Below are 15,556 nucleotides of genomic sequence, written 5' to 3' on the forward strand. Positions count from 1 at the left end.
GGCAGGCTCGGCCGGTGAACACCACACACGACGCCGACGAGCTGATCGCCGAGGGGGCGGCCGCGCCGGTCGAGGGCTGGGACTTCTCCTGGCTGGCCGGCCGGGCCACCGAGGAACGCCCGCCCTGGGGCTACTCCCGCCTGGTCGCCGCCCGGATGGCCGCCGTGCGCGCCGCGCTGGACATCGACACCGGCGGGGGAGAGGTGCTGGCCGAGGTCCCGGCCCCGCCGCCGCTCCTGGTCGCCACCGAGGCGTGGCCGCCGAACGTGCCGGTCGCCCGGCGCAGCCTGCGCCGGATCGGGGCCACCGTGGTGCAGGTGGCCGACCGGCCGCCGCTGCCGTTCCGCGACGCCGCGTTCGACCTCGTGGTGAGCCGGCATCCGGTGGACACCTGGTGGGACGAGATCGCCCGGGTGCTGCGGCCCGGCGGCAGCTACCTGTCCCAGCAGATCGGCGCCGGCACGGTGCGCGAGCTGAGCGAGGCCGTCCTCGGGCCGCTGCCGCCACCGGCCAGCCGCCACCCCGAGCAGGCGGTCGCCGCCGCCGAGGCGGCCGGGCTGACCGTGGTGGACCTGCGCACCGCCACCCTGCGAACCGTCTTCCACGACGTCGGCGCGGTGGTCTGGTTCCTGCGCAAGGTGGTCTGGACCGTGCCCGGATTCACCGTCGACCGCTACCGCGCCGAGCTGCGCCGCCTGCACGAGCGCATCCGCGCCGAGGGGCCGTTCGTGGCGCACGCCCGGCGCTTCCTCATCGAGGCCCGCCGCCCCTGACCCCGGTCAGTGCGCGGCGGCGCGGTGGGCGGCCAGCACGTCGGCGCCGAAGTCGCTGGCCGGGCGGCGCAGCACGGTGTGCGCGTGGTTGCCGTCCTCGGTGGTGTTGTCGTATTCGATCAGCAGGTCGTCGCCCTGGATCCGGTAGTAGTGCCGCTGGCCCGGCCCGGCCGGGCCGGCCCAGGCGAAGTGCAGCTCACCGCCGGCGAGCCGGCCCGCCTCCCGGGCCGCCAGCTCGGGCGGGAGCCGGTCGAGGTAGAGCGCCACGAGCCGGTCGAGCAGCGCCCGGCCCGTCGGGGTGAGCCGGCCCCGGGGCACACCGAGCGGGTCGAGCCGCCCCGGCGCGGTGGGCCGGGTGGCGCTGATGATGTCGGCCGGCGCGTCGTCGGCGACGACCGCGGCGGCCCGGCCGGCCGGCCCCAGCGCGTCGAGCAGCTCCCGGGCCAGGTCCTCCTCCGGGCCGAGCGGCCGGGAGACCGGCCGGCCGGCGTGCCGGACGGTGGCCGGGTTCGCGCCGAGGAAGATCGGGGCGGGGGAGACCTGGTCGTCGACAACGGTCATGCTGACCGACAGGTGGTGCCCCTCGAACCGCCAGGCCCACCGGTCGTCGCGCGCCGGGTCGCCGAAGACGGCCACCCAGTAGTCACCGCTGTGCCGGCCGCGCCGCCAGCCCTCCGCCCGGTCGAGCACCTCCTCCAGCGCCACCACAGCCATGGCCTGGGCGTACGCGGCGGGGCTGAGCGCGGTGGCGAGGAGCCGGTGGGCCGCCTTGCGGGCGGTGCCGTCCAGGTCGGCGAGGCTGACGCCGGGGCGGGGCCGGGGCCGGTACTCCAGCCACCGGCGTGCCGGCTCGTCGTCGAAGTCGTGCCGGGCCCGCTGCCGGGCCGGCTCGTCGAGCGCCGCCAGCAGCGCGCCGGCCGCCGCGCGCATCTGCTCGGGTACGGGATCCTCCACCGCCCCTGTATACCGCCCCGCCGCCGGTCGTGCCCCACCACCGGACCGGTCAGCTCCGGTCGCCGAGGAGAGCGAGCATCTCGGGCAGGTCGAAGAAGCGGGCGGTCTCGACCGCCGACGGGTCGCCGTGCGCGGGGTCGGCGCCGGCGTCCAGCAGCGCCCGGACCGCCTCGGTGTCACGGCGGAACACGGCCGCGGCCAGCGCGGTCTGCCCCCGGTCGTTGGTCCGGGCGGGATCGGCGCCCCGGGCGAGCAGCGCGCCCACGGTCTCCGGGTGGGCGTGGTACGCGGCCAGGATGAGCAGCGTGTCGCCCTTGGCGTTGGTGAGGTTGACCGGCAGCCCCGCGTCCACGTTCGCCGCCAGCTCGTCGGTCGTCCCGGCGCGCGCCAGGTCGAACATCCGGTGGGCGAAGGCGAGCGCCTCGGCGTCGAGTTCCTGGGACATCCGTCCAGGCTAGTGGGCCCTCACCGGCCCCGCCTGGTAGCTTGCCGAGCCGGCACGGGGGGCGCGAATGGACGATCGGGTGTACGTCGGCAACGCGGCGGTGGACGGGGCGACCGACGCGGGCTGGCTGCTGGGCCACTTCAAGCCGCCGGGCGACGTCCGGCACAGCACCGAGGTCGAGGTGAAGTGGGGCGTGCACCCGGCGGGGGAGACCCGCTCGCGGTGGGCCACCGGCGAGCGGCGTACCGCCCTGCTGGTGCTGATCAGCGGGGCGTTCCGGGTCGAGCTGGCGGACCGCACGGTGGTGCTGCGCACGCCCGGCGACTACGTGGTCTGGGGCCGGGGCGTCGACCACTCCTGGTACGCCGAGCGCGAGTCGGTGGTGCTCACCGTGCGCTGGCCGTCGGTCCCCGGTTACCGGGTGGACCCGCCCGTCCTGCGCTGACCTCCCGACGTACGGGCCGAGCTGTCCCAGCATCCGGTATTACCTACTAAACCCATAGGGTTTAAAGACTATGCTGGGCGGGCAACGTCGCCCCCGTACCCGTGAGGACGCCCCGCCCATGACCAGCTCCGACCTGCTTGCCGTCGCCGCCCGCTGGGCCGATCCGACCCGCTGGCCCGTGCCGCTGCGCTTCGACCGCGCCGAGCGGTGGTACGCGCGGCTCGCGGCCGACGCCGAGCACGAGGTCTGGGCGCTGAGCTGGCTGCCCGGGCAGGGCACCGACCTGCACGACCACGGCGGCTCCTCGGGCGCCTTCCTGGTCGTCGCCGGCACCCTCACCGAGGAGACGGTCGGCGGCGGCCGGTTGCAGCCGCACCGGCTCGCCCCGGGCGCCGGCCGGCGCTTCGGCTCCCGGCACGTCCACGTGGTCACCAACCGGAATGCCGAGCCGGCGGTCAGCGTGCACGTCTACCGGCCCGCGCTGCGCCGGATGACCCGCTACCGCCTCGACGCCGGGCGGCTCCTGGTCGCCGAGGTGGCCGAGGCCGGGGTCGCCTGGTGAACCGGCCCGCACTCCCATCCCCGACCGCCGCACCCGGAAAGGACGCCACGATGGCGCAGACCCCCCTTCGCACCGAGAGCTGTCCGGTCCCGCCACCCGGCTCGCGGAGCATCGACGAGATCCTCGCCGCCGCCCGCGCCCGGCTGCGCCGGCTCGACCCCGAGCAGGCCCACCTCGCGGTCCGGGGCGGGGCGCTGCTGGTGGACATCCGGCCGGCCGGCCAGCGCGCCGCCCACGGCACCGTGCCGGGCGCCCTCTCCGTCGAGCGCAACGTCCTGGAGTGGCGCTTCGACCCGCGCTGCGCGGCCCGGCTGCCGCAGGCCGTCGACTACGACGTGCCATTGATCGTCCTCTGCCAGGAGGGCTACACCTCGTCGCTGGCCGCCGCCGCCCTCCAGGACCTCGGCCTGCACCGGGCCACCGACGTGGCGGGCGGCTTCGCCGCCTGGCGCATCGCCGGCCTGCCCACCCTCGGCCCCACCCCGCCGCTCCGACCCTCGTCCACCGCGCCCCCGGTCACCGCCGGCCGGGCGCCCCGCTGACCGCCCCGCCGCACCCCCGGCGGGGCGGGGCGACCGCCCGCACAGGAGGCTCCCATGTCCGTCGTCGCCATCTCCTCCCGTCCGGCCCGGCCGGGCCGTCCCGAGCGCACGCCGCACCGGCCGCGTACCGCACCGACCCTCACCATCACCCTCGACCTGGGCGCGGGCGCGCTGACGCCCGGCCTGGCCCGGCTGGTCGACCTGCTGGACGAACTCGCCGCCTCCGGCGAGGGTCTGCTCCGGCCCGAGGAGCACCAGGCCGCCCGCGCCGTGCTGGACCTCCGCCGCGCGGCCGCGCCGCCGGAGCCGCCCGCGCCGTCCACCGGCGCCGAGGAGCCCGGCACCGTACGCCTCCTGACCGGCACCCGCCGGGTCCGCCACGACGGGGCCGAGGTGGCCCTCACCCGGATCGAGTACGACCTGCTGCTCTTCCTCGCCGAGCATCCCCGGCGGGTGTTCACACGGTTGCAACTGCTCGCCAACGTCTGGGGCTACGAGCACGCGGTGGCCCGCACCGTCGACGTCCACGTGCGCCGGCTGCGGGCCAAGCTCGGCGTCGACACACCGCTGGTGACCACCGTCTACGGCATCGGCTACCGGCTCGCCGACGAGGCCCGGATCGTGGTGGACCGCGAGCGCTGAGCCCTCGCCGGCCGGTGCGCGGCGTACCCGGTCCCCGGGTACGCCGCGTTCACGTTCGCGCCCGCACCGGCCACTGTGAACCGGGCGGGGACCCCCCGTAACGGGTCAACTCGTCGCTCTGCTGTAATCAACTCGGCCTCGTACGCAGAGCGAGCATCCGGCTCCGATGTGTTCGTCAATTGTCACATTCATGCAACGCGGCCGCCCCTTGACCCTCGCACAGGCGCCGGGAAGCATCGATGAAGCGGCGTCCCGGGCCGTGGGGAGATACCCGGACCAGCCAAGGAGGACCATGTCGGTCAGCCCCGCATCGTCGCGCGCCGGATGGCATACGTCCCAACCCGCGGTTCCCGGTCGTCCCCCCGGCGGCCAGCGTCGCCCCGCCAGCACCCCGACACCCGTGCTCACGGTGACCCTGAACATCCCGCTGGCCGGCGAGGAGTCGCTCACCCCGGCCGCCCGCCGGCTGCTCGACGCGGCCCGTGAGCTCCTCGAACGCGGCGACGCCGTGATCAGCACCGGCACCGCGCCGGCCGAGCGCCGCCCCGACCCGGTGCCGGCCGGCCGCTCCCCGGCGCGCCCCCTCGCGCCGACCATCCCGACCCTGCACATCCTGGCCGCGTCCCGGTCCGTGCTCCGCGACGGCGAGCCGCTGCCGCTGACCCGGCTGGAGTTCGACCTGCTGCTGCACCTCGTGGCCCATCCCCGCCGGGTGTTCACCCGCCTGCAACTTCTCAATGCCGTCTGGGGCTACGAGCACGCCGGCGTCCGCACCGTCGACGTGCACGTGCGCCGGCTGCGCGGCAAGGTCGGGGTGGACGTCCCGCTGGTCACCACCGTCTACGGCGTCGGTTACCGGCTCGCCGACGACGCCCGGGTCACCATCGACCGCACCGGCTGACGCCCGGTCCGCTTGTCACCTGCCGATCGCCTCCGGACGGAGCCCCGCCCGCCCGGCCGATCGCACCGTGACCCGTTCCGCAGGGACGGAGCCGCTACCGCCCGGCCGATCGCGTGGTGAGCCGTCCCGGCGGCCGGGCAGGATGGTCGGATGCGCGTCCGTCCCATCACCCCCGAGCTGCTCGTCGCCGAGCTGACCGACCGCCTCGCCGGCGCCACCGTGCCCGGCCGGCTGCGGGTGGCCGTGGACGGCCCGCCGGCCGCCGAGCCGGACGCTCTCGCCGCCGCCCTGGTCGACCCGCTGCGCGCCGCGGGCCGCCCGGCGCTGCACGTCCGGGCCGCCGACTTCCTCCGGCCCGCCTCGACCCGCCTGGAGCACGGGCGGACCAACCCGGACGCGTACTACGAGGGCTGGGTCGACGAGGCCGGCCTGCGCCGGGAGGTGCTCGACCCGGCCGGCCCGGACGGCTCGGGCCGGCTGCTCCCGTCGCTCTGGGACGCCGCCGCCGACCGGGCCAGCCGCGCCGCGTACGTCGACCTGCCGCCCGGCGGGGTGGTCCTGGTCAGCGGCGCACTGCTGCTCGGCGGCGGGCTCCCGTTCGACGTCACCGTCCACCTGGTGCTCTCCCCGGCAGCGCTGGACCGGCGGACCGACCCCGACCTGCGCTGGACCCTGCCGGCCTTCGCCCGGTACGCCGACGAGGTCGACCCCGCCTCCTTCGCCGACGTGGTGGTCCGCGCCGACGACCCCCGGCGCCCCGCCCTGGTGGAGGCGGCCTGACCCGGGCGGACGACCGGCATCCGGACGTCCGGCCCCGGAGCCGCCCGTATCGGGCGGGACCGGGCGGCGCAACTGCGCACGAACGGCGATGAAGAACGCGGAAATCCACGGTTTGATCGGCGGAGCGGGTGGGTAATCGCCCGGCTCACAGAGCACGGGTGATCGCGCCCGTGCATCCATCGGACCACGTTCCGGGGCGCTCGCGCCCCGGAGGTGTTATGAGGCCCCAGGAAAGGCAGGCAGCGATGCTCGTCCACGACACGACAGCCACGGGCCGCTCCCAGGCGGAGGTCGACCAGATCCGGCAGTCCCTGACGTCGCGGTACGACGAGCTGACCGCGGAGTACGAGCAGGCCGTGCTGCAGAGCCAGGTGCTCCGGCTGGTCGAGGTCGGCGACACCGCCGGCGACGACCAGGCCGACAGCGGCACCAAGACCGCCGAGCGGGACACCGCACAGTCCCTGCTGCGCAGCATCCTCGACCGGCGTGCCCAGTTCGAGCACGCGCTCGCCCGCCTCGACGAGGGCACCTACGGCTTCTGCGAGGGCTGCTCCGCGCCGATCCCCGTGGAGCGCCTGGAGATCTTCCCGTCCGCCACCTCGTGCGTGTCCTGCAAGCAGACCCGGGAGCGGCGGGCGGCCTGAGCGTCGCCCGGGTTGCCGGTCGGTCCCGGTAGCGGTGGACTCGCCACATGGGTGACATCAAGGTGGGCACCGCCTCCTGGACCGACCGGACCCTGCTGGACTCCGGCTGGTACCCGGCGAGCGCCGACACCCCGGAGAAGCGGCTGTCCTACTACGCCCGGCAGTTCCCGCTGGTCGAGGTGGACGCCACCTACTACTCGCCGCCGGCGGAGCGGACCGCGCGGCTCTGGGCGGAACGCACCCCGCCCGGCTTCACCTTCAACGTCAAGGCCTTCAGCATGCTGACCGGGCACCCGACCCGGGTCTCGGCGCTCTACAAGGACCTGCGCCCGGAGACGGAGAAGAAGAACCTCTACCCGGACGACCTGCCGCCGCAGGCGTACGAGGAGGTCTGGACCCGCTTCCTGTCCGCCCTGGACCCGCTGGTCGAGGCGGGCAAGCTGGGTGCCGTCCTCTTCCAGTTTCCGCCCTGGTTCACCATCCGGCGGGACAACAAGCAGTACCTGATCGAGGTGGCACGCCGGTGCGCGCCGCTGCGCCCGGTCTTCGAGTTCCGGCACGCCTCCTGGTTCGACGGCGACAACGCCGAGGAGACGCTGGGCTTCCTGCGGGAACACGAGCTGCCGTTCGTCTGCGTGGACATGCCGCAGGGACACAAGTCGTCCGTACCCCCGGTGCTGGCGGCCACCGCGGACCTCGCGGTGGTCCGTTTCCACGGGCACAGCGACAAGTGGACGAGCAAGGACATCCACGAGAAGTTCGGCTACGACTACTCCGACCGGGAACTGCGCGACTGGGCGCCGAAACTGCGCGAGCTGGCCGGCGAGGCGGAGCGCACCCAGGTGCTCATGAACAACTGCTACCGCGACTACGCCCAGCGCAACGCCACCACCCTCGCCGGTCTCCTCGACGTCGGCTGACGGGTTCACCCGGCCCGGGTGAGGCCGCCTCACCCCGGGCGCCAGCAGCATGGAGGGTGTGCGCGGTCCGTCGACCGACACGACCGCGCGGCCGAGGAGGAGGTGGGGTCATGACGGTGCGGGTCGTAGCGGACCGCCGTCGCGGCGGGGTGCTGCACGTGGTCGGGAACTCCGACGTGCCCCGGCGGGGCGGCCGGCCCGGTCGGTTCAGCCCGACCCGGCTCTGGCGAGGGCCCAGCGGGCCACCGCGACGCACCGACGACCGACGCTGGGAAACCGACGCACGGGGGTGGGCAGATGGCTGAGCAGATGATTTCCGCGTTCGAGTCCTCGCTGGACAAGACGAACGTGATGCTCAAGGAGATCGAGTCGGCGTACGGCTGGCCGAAGGAGCAGCGCAACCAGTCCTACGCGGCGATGCGTACCGTGCTGCACCTGCTGCGGGACCGGATGCCGGTGGGGCAGAGTGTCGAGTTCGCCCAACAGTTGCCGGTGCTGCTGCGCGGCGTCTACTTCGACGGCTGGCAGCCGGAGAACGTGCCGATCAAGCTGAACCGCGACGACTTCCTCTACGAGGCCCGGCAGGGCTTCCCGTACGACGTGGAGGGCGGTACGGAGCGGGTGGTGCAGGTGGTGCTGGACACCCTGCGCAAGCACGTGACCCAGGGCGAGTGGGAGGACGTCAAGTCCGCGATGCCCCGCGACCTGGTGCAGATGATTCCGTGACCGACACCGTCCCGGCCCGCTCCGCCGCACCGGCGGGGCGGGCCGGCGGCGTGCGGGTGACCGGCAGCCCGGCCCGCCGGGCCAGCCCGGCGAAGGCCACCGCGTCGACGATCGCCGCGCCGCCCGGGTCGTTGTTGAAGTAGACGTACGCCGGCTCGCCGGCCGGGAAGGCGGCGGCCAGCCGGCGTACCCAGGTGGCCAGCGCGGCGCGGCCGTAGCGGGGCCACGGCCGGGCCCGGCCCTCGTGCAGCCGCAGGTAGCCGAAGTCGGTGGTGCGCCACAGCGGGGTGATCGGGCGACTCAGCCGGTCCGCCCAGACCAGCGCCGCCCGGTGGCGCTCCAGGACACGCCGGGTGTCGTCGGTCCACCAGGACGGGTGCCGGGGTTCCACGGCCACCCGCACCTGCGCGGGGAAGAGTCGCAGCGTGGCGGCCAGGGCCGCCGGGTCGGCCCGCATGGTGGGTGGCAGCTGCACCAGCACCGGGCCCAACCGATCGCCCAGCCCCGTGGCCCGGTCCAGGAAGCGGGCCACCGGCTCGGCCGGCTCCCGCAGCCGCTTGATGTGGGTGAGGTACCGGCTCATCTTCACCGCCACCCAGAAGTCGTCCGGGGTGCGGTCCCGCCAGGCCACGAAGGTGTCCCGCTCGGGCAGCCGGTAGAAGGCGTTGTTGACCTCGACCGTGGCGAACCGCGCGGCGAAGTGCTCCAGCCAGAGCCGCTGCGGCAGCTTCGCCGGGTAGAAGCGCTCCCGCCAGTCCCGGTACTGCCAGCCCGAGGTGCCGACCAGGATCATCCCGGCCGCCTACGCGAGGTCGATCCGGAACACCTCGAAGGCGGCCCCGTACCGGACGCCCAGCCGGGTGCCGGCCGGCCGGGCCAGCCCCTCGAGGAACTCCTCGGCGTCGAAACCGCCGTCGCCCAACCCGCTCAGGTACGCCCCGTGCGCCCGCAGCGAGGCCACCCCGCGGTCGAAGCTGGCCGCCTGCTTGCCCTGCCCCGTCCAGCGGGCCACCGCGGCGGCTGCGCCGAACTCCAGGTCGTCCGGGTGGGCCACCACGGCGAGTACCCGCTGCCAGTCCTCGGCCAGCGGCGTCAACGGCTCCGGCTGTTCCACGGCCACCCCTCCCTCCCGCTCCCTTTTCCGCCATCCTGGCACCGGGCGCGCCCCGCCGCCCGGCGAGCGGCGCGGGGCCCGGCGAACCGTCCGTACGGCACCTCCCGGGCGTCTACGGTGTGGTTAGAGAAGATCGGGCGAGGGGTACCACCCGCTGCACACGGACCCCGACCAGGGGCGGCACACCGAGGGAGCACCCATGGCACTCAACGACGACGACATGCAGACCACCGGCGGCGGCGGTGCCGAGGGCCCGGCCGACGGTGGCGCGACCCCGGGCCAGCAGGACGGGGGCGCCGACGGCGGCGCGGACCGTGGCGCGGAGCGCGGCCGGGACCAGGGTGCCGACGCCGGCGCGGAGGGCCCGGCCGACGGCGGCGCGACCCCGGGCCAGCACGACGGTGGCGCGGACGGCAGCGCCGAGGGTCCGGCGGACGGCGGCGCGACCCCCGGTCAGCGCGACGGTGGCGCCGACGGCAGCGCCTGACGCATGACCGCGACGCACCTCGACCCGCCGGGTGGCCACGGCCGCCCGGCGGTTCCGTCTTCCGCGGCCGACGCCCTCGCGCGCTGCGTGGCGGTCGAGCCCGCCAAGTTCGCCGCCGACCACTGGGGGCGCAGCCCGCTGCTGTCCCGCGCCGCCGAGCTGCCCAACCCGGCCGGCTTCATCGACCTGCTCAGCCCCGCCGACGCCGACGAGCTGCTGAGCCGGCGCGGCCTGCGTACCCCGTTCCTGCGGGTGGCCAAGGAGGGCGAGCTCGTGCCGGCGGCGCGCTGGACCGGCGGCGGCGGCGCGGGCGCGGAGATCGGCGACCAGGTCCTCGACGAGAAGATCCTGGCCCAGTACGCCGACGGCGCCACCCTGGTCCTCCAGGGCCTGCACCGCATCTGGCCGGCGCTTGTCGACTTCGCCCGCGACCTGGGCACCGCGCTGGCCCAGCCGTTGCAGGTCAACGCCTACCTGACCCCGGCCGGCAACCAGGGGTTCGCCACGCACTACGACACCCACGACGTGTTCGTGCTCCAGGTGGACGGACGCAAGCACTGGCGGATCCACCCGCCGGTGCTGCCCGACCCGCTGGAGAGGCAGCCCTGGGGTGGCCGGGCCGACGAGGTCTCCGCGGTCGCCGAGGGCCGCCCCGCGCTGGACGTCGTGCTCGAACCCGGCGACGCGCTCTACCTGCCCCGCGGCTGGCTGCACAGCGCACAGGCGCAGGAGTGCAGCTCCCTGCACCTGACCGTCGGCATCCGGGCGCTGACCCGGTACGCCCTGGTCGAGGAACTGCTGGCGCTCGCCGCCGAGGACGCCCGGCTGCGCGCCGGGCTGCCGTTCGGCGTCGACGTGGCCGACCCGGACGCCATCGAGCCGGAGGTGACCGAGACCGTCGAGGCGCTGCGCGACTGGCTCCTGCGGGCCGACCCCGCGGCGGTGGCCGCGCGGCTGCGCGCCCGGGCCTGGCCGGCCGCCCGTCCGGCGCCGATCAAGCCCCTCGCGCAGGCCGCCGCCCTGGCCGCGCTGGACGCGGACAGCCGGGTCGCACCCCGCGCGGGGCTGCGCTGGCAGCTCACCCCGGCCGCCGACGGCAAGGTGGCGCTGCGCCTGTTCGACCGCACCATCACCCTGCCCGGCACCTGCGAGCCGGCGCTGCGCGCGCTGCTCGCCGGCGAGGTGACCCGGGTCGGCGACCTGCCCGGCCTGGACGACGACGCCGACCGCCTGGTCCTGACCCGCCGCCTCCTGAAGGAAGCCGTCCTGACCCCCGCCTGAGCCCACCCGCGCCCGGCCCCGGCCCGGTGATCATGAAGTCGGCGGCACGACACGCCGTCGCCGACGCCGCCAACTTCATGATCGACCGCGTCCGGGGCGGCGGGCGGCGGCGGGCCCGGTCAGCGGGTGGCTGTCAGGGCCAGCAGGAGGGCGGTCGTGGCCAGGCCGGTGGCGGCGACCAGGAGGATCGGGCGGGGGGTCAGCACGGCGTGGCGGCGGTCGGCGAGCAGCCGGGCCGGCGCCAGCCCCACCAGCGGGCCGAGCAGCGTCACCACCAGCGCCAACACCGGCATGCCGACCGCCAGGTCCCCGCCCGAGCCGGCGCCCAGCGCCCGGGCTCCCTCGCCCAGGGCGTACGCCACCAGCGCGCCGCCGATCCCGCACCCGATCAGCAGCGGGTTCGCCGAACCGGGCAGCTCACCGGGCTGCCGGGTCCGGTCCAGCAGCTCGCGCACCCCGCGCAGCAGCGGCACCGGGTCGCCGGTGGCGTCGCGGGCCGGCCCGGGCGGATCACCCAGCCGCCGGCCGCCCGCGCCGATCCGGGCGCGGAGCTGCCCCCACAGGTGGGCGGTCTCGCCGTCCACCCGCTCCACCATCCGCTGCGCCTCCGCCACCTCCGCCTCGGCCTGCCGCACCTGCTCGGCGGCGTCGGCCACCGCGCGGTCGGCGGCGGCGACCTGCTGGGCGTACCAGTCGTGCGCCTCGGCACGCTGGGCGGCCACCCGGGCGGTCAGCTCGGCGAGCCGGCGGACCTGGGCGGCGTACGTCTCACTGGCGACCGGTTCGTTCATCGGGAGGGACCATAAGGGATGATCACCTGTCCGGTGCGGTGCACCGCCCGGTCGAAGTAGAGGCCCCGCCACGGGCGGGGGTACCAGTCCGGCCCGCCGGTGCCCGGATAGAGCGAGGAGCCCAGCTCGGCGCCCTGGACGTCGAGCGCCACCCAGGCCCCGATCTGGTCGGTGCGCGCCGCCGGCCCGCCCAGGTCCACCCGCATCCGGGCCACGCCGCGCCACCAGGCCAGCACGTGGGTACGCCGTTCCGGCCCGTCGTGCAGGATCCGGCGCAGCTGCTCCAGCCCGGTCCGCCGGCCGGCCTTCCCGGCGAGCTGGCCGGCCGCCGCGTCCACCGCGTACAGCAGCAGGAAATGCGGGGTCTGCGGGGTGCCCGGGCTCCCGAGCGTGTCGCCCACCTCGGCCATCAGCTCGGGCACCGTCTCCTCGTCGTACCAGGCGGCGTCGTCGGCCAGGTCCTCGTAGAGGGCGCGGGCGGCCGGGTCGGCGTCCGGGTCCAGGCAGGCGATGGAGAACCGGGCGGTGCCGGGGCGGTACTGCCGGGCGAGGGAGCGGGCGGCGGCGTCGAGCACGGCGCACGCCTCGTCGACCCGGGTGCCGAGCACGGCCAGGTTCCGCCCGGGGGCCCGGGGCAGGCGCAGCGCCGCCGAGCGGGCCTGCACGTCGATGATCTCGCCGAGCAGCGCCACCGGGCTGCGGGGTACCCCCTGTTCGGGGGCGGTCAGCGCGCGGAAGTCGGGCGCCTCGGCCAGCCTCGGGATCGCGTCGCCGTCGAAGAGGCGGGCCGGGGCGGCGTCCTGCGGGCGCATCCGCCACAGCCGGTGCTGGAGCTGGCTCCACGTCTCCCAGTCACCGGCGGACGGGATGCGGGCCACCTCGTTGCCCTCGGCCAGTCCGGACTCGGCGTTGACCACGGCGTGGTGCCGGGGCAGTGACTGCGCGGCGTCGTTGCGTTCGGCCAGGATCCGTAGCGCCTTGGGCAGCGCGATGCGCAGGGTGAACTGGGCGACCAGGGCGGGTCGCCCCCACAGCGCCTCGATGCCGCGCACGTCCTGCGAGGCGAGTACCAGGTGGATGCCCTGCGAGCGGCCCCGCCGGGCCAGGTCCTCCAGGAGGTCGGCGGCCTCCCGGGCGACCACGTCCCGGCCGGCGAGCAGCGCCTGGAACTCGTCGACCACGGCCACGATCCGTGGCCAGTGCCCGGTCGGGTCCACGGCGCGCAGCTCGGCCAGCTTGGTGACCTCGTGTTTCTTCGCGGCGTCGGCCCGGCGGCGCAGCTCCTCGGCGAGGAACCGCAGCAGCGCCAGCCCGAACTCGCGGTCGGTGTTGACGTTGATCCCGACCAGCCGCATGTGCGGCAGCCAGCTGGGGTCCCGCCGGCCCTGGGCGAACCGGGCGAAGGACACCCCCTCCTTGAAGTCGAGCAGGTAGAACTCCAGCTCGGCGGGGGAGTAGCGGGCGGCGAGCGCGCCGATCCACGCGAAGATCAGGTTGGTCTTACCGGTGCCGGACGGGCCGCCGATCAGCGCGTGCGGCGGGTAGTCGCCGAGGGTGAGCAGCACCGGCCGCCCGTGCGGGCCCTCGCCGATGGGCGCGGTCAGCCCGTGTGCCGAGTCCTCCCGCCAGTACTCCCCGGTCGGGGGGAGCAGGTCGGTGAAGGGCGCCGGGGGCGGGCCGGCGTTGACCCGGGAGGCCACGTCGCGGCAGGTCTCGGTGACCAGCGTGGCCGGTGGCGGGGCGTCGAGCGCCACCGGCAGGCCGCCGATCCGGGCGTCGTCCGGGTCGACGACCACCCGGGTGACGGTCGGCCCGTCGGGCAGGTCGATGCCGCGGACCACCAGGTGCACACCGCAGGCCGCCCCGGTGCGCACGACCCGGTCGAGCTGGCCGCGCTCGTGCCGGGTCAGCTCGTCGCCGCCGAGCAGCACCGCCACCCGCCACGGCTCCGGGCGCCGGCCGGTCGCGGCGGCCAGCTCGCGCAGCGACGCGTACTCGCCGGCCAGCACGGTCTCGTTGATCCGGCGGATCTGCTCCACGAGGTCGTCGAGCAGCCGGCCCAGGCCGCCGGGGCCGACGAAGGTGAGCAGCCCGGCGGTGCCGAGCGGGGCGAAGCCGGCCAGCCCGCCGCCCAGGTGCTCCGGGTCGTACCCGAAGAGCCGGACCGTGCCGGGGTCGGCCCGGCCGACCGAGCGCAGCAGCAGCGCGGGCACGACCGCGGCGACGCCCTCCCGGTCGCTGCCGGCGAGGTGCACGTGTCCGGCGTCGAGCAGCGGAACCAGTGCCGGCACCGGCTCGGCGCCGGCGATGCGTACCGTGCCGATCCGGACCGCGCCGGGTGGCTCGGCCCGGGCGGCGGGGGTGGCCTGCCAGCGGTCCCACGGCGCGGAGGCCGCACCGGGTGCCTCCCGGCCGGCCGCGGCGGCGGCCCGGCGGGCCAGCTCGGCGATCCGGGCGGCGTGCCGGGTGTCGATCTCGGCGAGCCGGCGGTCCCGCTGCGCGCCCACCCGTTCGGGCACGGCCGCGGCGGCCCGCCGTACCCGGGCCAGCCGGTCGCGGCCGGCGGCCAGGTCGGCGTCGGCGTCGGCGAGGCGGTTGCGGGTGGCGCCGAGGGCCTCGGAGAGCATCCCCCGGACCCGCGTGACGAGTTGCGCGCGGACGTCAGCCACGGGACGGCTCCCGGTCGTCGGTGTCCTTGGGCAGGTCGCGGCCGAGCCGGTCGAGCAGCACTCCGGTGACCACCCCGGCGGTGACGGCCGGGTCGGCGGCGTGCGGCTGCTCCTGCTCGTCGCGGCGCGGCGGGGGCATCCGGCAGACCCGGGTGAGCAGGGTGTCGAGCACCGGCGGCGGAAGGCCGGGCAGCAGGTCGCGGACCCGCCCGTCCAGCTCCCGGCGCAGCCGGCCCAGGTCGTCGGCGCGCGGCGGGTGGCCGAGCAGTTCGCCGGCCAGGCCCCGGAGCATGGGCGGGGCGATCGCGGCCAGTCCCAGCCCGACGTCGGCGTGCGCCCGGCGCAGCTCCCGGTGCAGCCGGTCCCGGTCGCCGGCGCGGATCCCGGTCACCACCCGGCGCAGCAGCTCGCGGGAGTCCTCGACCCGCTCGTCCGGCTCGTCCGGCGCGCCTTCCCGGCCGCCGGTGAGCTCCGCGACCCGCACCGCCCACCAGCGGCGTACCGCGGGCTGCTCGTCGCGCTCGGGGGCGGCCTCGGGTGCCGGGGGCGCGACGTCGCCGCGGGGTGCGTCGTGCCGGGGCCGCCGGTCCCCGGCCGTCGGCGCGGGCGCACCGTCGGCGGCCAGCCCGATCGCGGCCAGGTACGCCGACAGCTGCTCCTGCGCCACCCGCAGCGCGTACCCGGCGGTCTCGGCGTGCTCGGTCGCGGCGGAGAGCTCCGGCACCCCCATGGGGTTGGCTGACTCCTGGCGCACCCAGCGCAGCCGCTCGGTGGCCTGGCCGAACTTCTCCAGCGCGGCGGCGAGCTGGGCCAGGGGCAGTTCCTCGGCGGCGGCGCGGACCTGCGCGCCGATGTCCTCGACGATGGACACGGCCGGTCC

19 protein-coding genes are annotated in these 15,556 nt (G+C 76.2%); 12 read left to right on the top strand and 7 right to left on the bottom strand.

The features are described 5' to 3' along the window. The first annotated feature begins 14 nt into the window (after positions 1–14). Positions 15–773: a class I SAM-dependent methyltransferase gene (locus ABZW14_RS30045; RefSeq protein WP_355353098.1), complete on the top strand. Its 759-nt coding sequence runs from the start codon at positions 15–17 to the stop codon at positions 771–773. 6 nt (positions 774–779) lie between these two features. On the opposite strand, the gene ABZW14_RS30050 is transcribed toward ABZW14_RS30045, so the two are convergent. After that, complete coding sequence (locus ABZW14_RS30050; protein WP_355353101.1) at positions 780–1,727, bottom strand: DUF3500 domain-containing protein; 948 nt, start codon at positions 1,725–1,727, stop codon at positions 780–782. A gap of 49 nt (positions 1,728–1,776) precedes the next feature. Next, the gene (locus ABZW14_RS30055) at positions 1,777–2,172 is read right to left on the bottom strand and encodes an ankyrin repeat domain-containing protein (RefSeq protein ID WP_355353103.1); all 396 of its coding nucleotides are present in this window, start codon (positions 2,170–2,172) and stop codon (positions 1,777–1,779) included. Between the two features lie 67 nt (positions 2,173–2,239). Between ABZW14_RS30055 and ABZW14_RS30060 the strand changes: the two genes are divergently transcribed. The 9 genes from ABZW14_RS30060 (at position 2,240) to ABZW14_RS30100 (ending at position 8,334) form a co-directional block, all read left to right on the top strand. Then, the gene (locus ABZW14_RS30060) at positions 2,240–2,617 is read left to right on the top strand and encodes a signal peptidase I (RefSeq protein WP_355353106.1); all 378 of its coding nucleotides are present in this window, start codon (positions 2,240–2,242) and stop codon (positions 2,615–2,617) included. A gap of 118 nt (positions 2,618–2,735) precedes the next feature. After that, complete coding sequence (locus ABZW14_RS30065) at positions 2,736–3,179, top strand: cysteine dioxygenase family protein (protein WP_355353109.1); 444 nt, start codon at positions 2,736–2,738, stop codon at positions 3,177–3,179. Between the two features lie 50 nt (positions 3,180–3,229). Then, complete coding sequence (locus ABZW14_RS30070) at positions 3,230–3,721, top strand: rhodanese-like domain-containing protein (RefSeq protein WP_355353112.1); 492 nt, start codon at positions 3,230–3,232, stop codon at positions 3,719–3,721. A gap of 54 nt (positions 3,722–3,775) precedes the next feature. Continuing rightward, positions 3,776–4,363: a winged helix-turn-helix domain-containing protein gene (locus ABZW14_RS30075; protein ID WP_355353115.1), complete on the top strand. Its 588-nt coding sequence runs from the start codon at positions 3,776–3,778 to the stop codon at positions 4,361–4,363. 292 nt (positions 4,364–4,655) lie between these two features. After that, the gene (locus ABZW14_RS30080) at positions 4,656–5,264 is read left to right on the top strand and encodes a winged helix-turn-helix domain-containing protein (RefSeq protein ID WP_355353118.1); all 609 of its coding nucleotides are present in this window, start codon (positions 4,656–4,658) and stop codon (positions 5,262–5,264) included. 150 nt (positions 5,265–5,414) lie between these two features. Beyond that, entirely contained in the window at positions 5,415–6,044 is a 630-nt protein-coding gene (locus ABZW14_RS30085; protein ID WP_355353121.1) for a uridine kinase, read from the top strand. Between the two features lie 245 nt (positions 6,045–6,289). Beyond that, complete coding sequence (locus ABZW14_RS30090) at positions 6,290–6,688, top strand: TraR/DksA C4-type zinc finger protein (RefSeq protein ID WP_355353124.1); 399 nt, start codon at positions 6,290–6,292, stop codon at positions 6,686–6,688. A gap of 47 nt (positions 6,689–6,735) precedes the next feature. After that, complete coding sequence (locus tag ABZW14_RS30095; RefSeq protein ID WP_355353127.1) at positions 6,736–7,608, top strand: DUF72 domain-containing protein; 873 nt, start codon at positions 6,736–6,738, stop codon at positions 7,606–7,608. 297 nt (positions 7,609–7,905) lie between these two features. After that, positions 7,906–8,334, top strand: a complete 429-nt coding sequence (locus ABZW14_RS30100) for a DUF2267 domain-containing protein (protein ID WP_355353130.1) — start codon at positions 7,906–7,908, stop codon at positions 8,332–8,334. Here ABZW14_RS30100 and ABZW14_RS30105 read toward each other — a convergent pair. Then, positions 8,291–9,127: a DUF72 domain-containing protein gene (locus ABZW14_RS30105; RefSeq protein WP_355353133.1), complete on the bottom strand. Its 837-nt coding sequence runs from the start codon at positions 9,125–9,127 to the stop codon at positions 8,291–8,293. The genes ABZW14_RS30100 and ABZW14_RS30105 overlap by 44 nt on opposite strands. 9 nt (positions 9,128–9,136) lie before the next feature. Beyond that, positions 9,137–9,448 (bottom strand): hypothetical protein, encoded by a 312-nt coding sequence (locus ABZW14_RS30110; protein ID WP_355353136.1) that lies wholly within the window; start codon positions 9,446–9,448, stop codon positions 9,137–9,139. A gap of 199 nt (positions 9,449–9,647) precedes the next feature. Here ABZW14_RS30110 and ABZW14_RS30115 point away from each other — a divergent pair, with 199 nt between their 5' ends. Then, entirely contained in the window at positions 9,648–9,935 is a 288-nt protein-coding gene (locus tag ABZW14_RS30115) for a hypothetical protein (RefSeq protein ID WP_091266016.1), read from the top strand. A 3-nt stretch (positions 9,936–9,938) separates the two neighbouring features. Further along, positions 9,939–11,216 carry a cupin domain-containing protein gene (locus ABZW14_RS30120; protein WP_355353140.1) on the top strand — a complete coding sequence of 426 codons (1,278 nt, stop codon included), beginning with the start codon at positions 9,939–9,941 and terminating at the stop codon, positions 11,214–11,216. Between the two features lie 119 nt (positions 11,217–11,335). Here ABZW14_RS30120 and ABZW14_RS30125 read toward each other — a convergent pair whose 3' ends face one another. Genes ABZW14_RS30125 through ABZW14_RS30135 form a run of 3 tightly spaced genes read right to left on the bottom strand, consistent with a single transcriptional unit; the run spans position 11,336 to position 15,547 of the window. After that, positions 11,336–12,007, bottom strand: a complete 672-nt coding sequence (locus ABZW14_RS30125) for a hypothetical protein (RefSeq protein WP_355353143.1) — start codon at positions 12,005–12,007, stop codon at positions 11,336–11,338. Beyond that, positions 12,004–14,676 carry an FtsK/SpoIIIE domain-containing protein gene (locus tag ABZW14_RS30130; protein WP_355353146.1) on the bottom strand — a complete coding sequence of 891 codons (2,673 nt, stop codon included), beginning with the start codon at positions 14,674–14,676 and terminating at the stop codon, positions 12,004–12,006. The genes ABZW14_RS30125 and ABZW14_RS30130 overlap by 4 nt, the downstream gene beginning before the upstream one ends. Next, complete coding sequence (locus ABZW14_RS30135; RefSeq protein WP_355353149.1) at positions 14,669–15,547, bottom strand: hypothetical protein; 879 nt, start codon at positions 15,545–15,547, stop codon at positions 14,669–14,671. Before ABZW14_RS30135 ends, ABZW14_RS30130 begins: the two co-directional genes overlap by 8 nt. Positions 15,548–15,556: the final 9 nt, after the last annotated feature.

The organism is Micromonospora sp. NPDC004551 (assembly GCF_040609975.1).
In the GTDB taxonomy this organism is placed as follows: Bacteria; Actinomycetota; Actinomycetes; order Mycobacteriales; family Micromonosporaceae; genus Micromonospora.

What these genes read in the sequence shown, in the direction of transcription:
- ABZW14_RS30055 (WP_355353103.1), bottom strand. Translation starts at nt 2,172, where the DNA reads ATGTCCCAGGAACTCGACGCCGAGGCGCTCGCCTTCGCCCACCGGATG.
- ABZW14_RS30060 (WP_355353106.1), top strand. Translation starts at nt 2,240, where the DNA reads ATGGACGATCGGGTGTACGTCGGCAACGCGGCGGTGGACGGGGCGACC.
- ABZW14_RS30065 (WP_355353109.1), top strand. Translation starts at nt 2,736, where the DNA reads ATGACCAGCTCCGACCTGCTTGCCGTCGCCGCCCGCTGGGCCGATCCG.
- ABZW14_RS30070 (WP_355353112.1), top strand. Translation starts at nt 3,230, where the DNA reads ATGGCGCAGACCCCCCTTCGCACCGAGAGCTGTCCGGTCCCGCCACCC.
- ABZW14_RS30075 (WP_355353115.1), top strand. Translation starts at nt 3,776, where the DNA reads ATGTCCGTCGTCGCCATCTCCTCCCGTCCGGCCCGGCCGGGCCGTCCC.
- ABZW14_RS30080 (WP_355353118.1), top strand. Translation starts at nt 4,656, where the DNA reads ATGTCGGTCAGCCCCGCATCGTCGCGCGCCGGATGGCATACGTCCCAA.
- ABZW14_RS30085 (WP_355353121.1), top strand. Translation starts at nt 5,415, where the DNA reads ATGCGCGTCCGTCCCATCACCCCCGAGCTGCTCGTCGCCGAGCTGACC.
- ABZW14_RS30090 (WP_355353124.1), top strand. Translation starts at nt 6,290, where the DNA reads ATGCTCGTCCACGACACGACAGCCACGGGCCGCTCCCAGGCGGAGGTC.
- ABZW14_RS30095 (WP_355353127.1), top strand. Translation starts at nt 6,736, where the DNA reads ATGGGTGACATCAAGGTGGGCACCGCCTCCTGGACCGACCGGACCCTG.
- ABZW14_RS30100 (WP_355353130.1), top strand. Translation starts at nt 7,906, where the DNA reads ATGGCTGAGCAGATGATTTCCGCGTTCGAGTCCTCGCTGGACAAGACG.
- ABZW14_RS30105 (WP_355353133.1), bottom strand. Translation starts at nt 9,127, where the DNA reads ATGATCCTGGTCGGCACCTCGGGCTGGCAGTACCGGGACTGGCGGGAG.
- ABZW14_RS30115 (WP_091266016.1), top strand. Translation starts at nt 9,648, where the DNA reads ATGGCACTCAACGACGACGACATGCAGACCACCGGCGGCGGCGGTGCC.
- ABZW14_RS30120 (WP_355353140.1), top strand. Translation starts at nt 9,939, where the DNA reads ATGACCGCGACGCACCTCGACCCGCCGGGTGGCCACGGCCGCCCGGCG.
- ABZW14_RS30125 (WP_355353143.1), bottom strand. Translation starts at nt 12,007, where the DNA reads ATGAACGAACCGGTCGCCAGTGAGACGTACGCCGCCCAGGTCCGCCGG.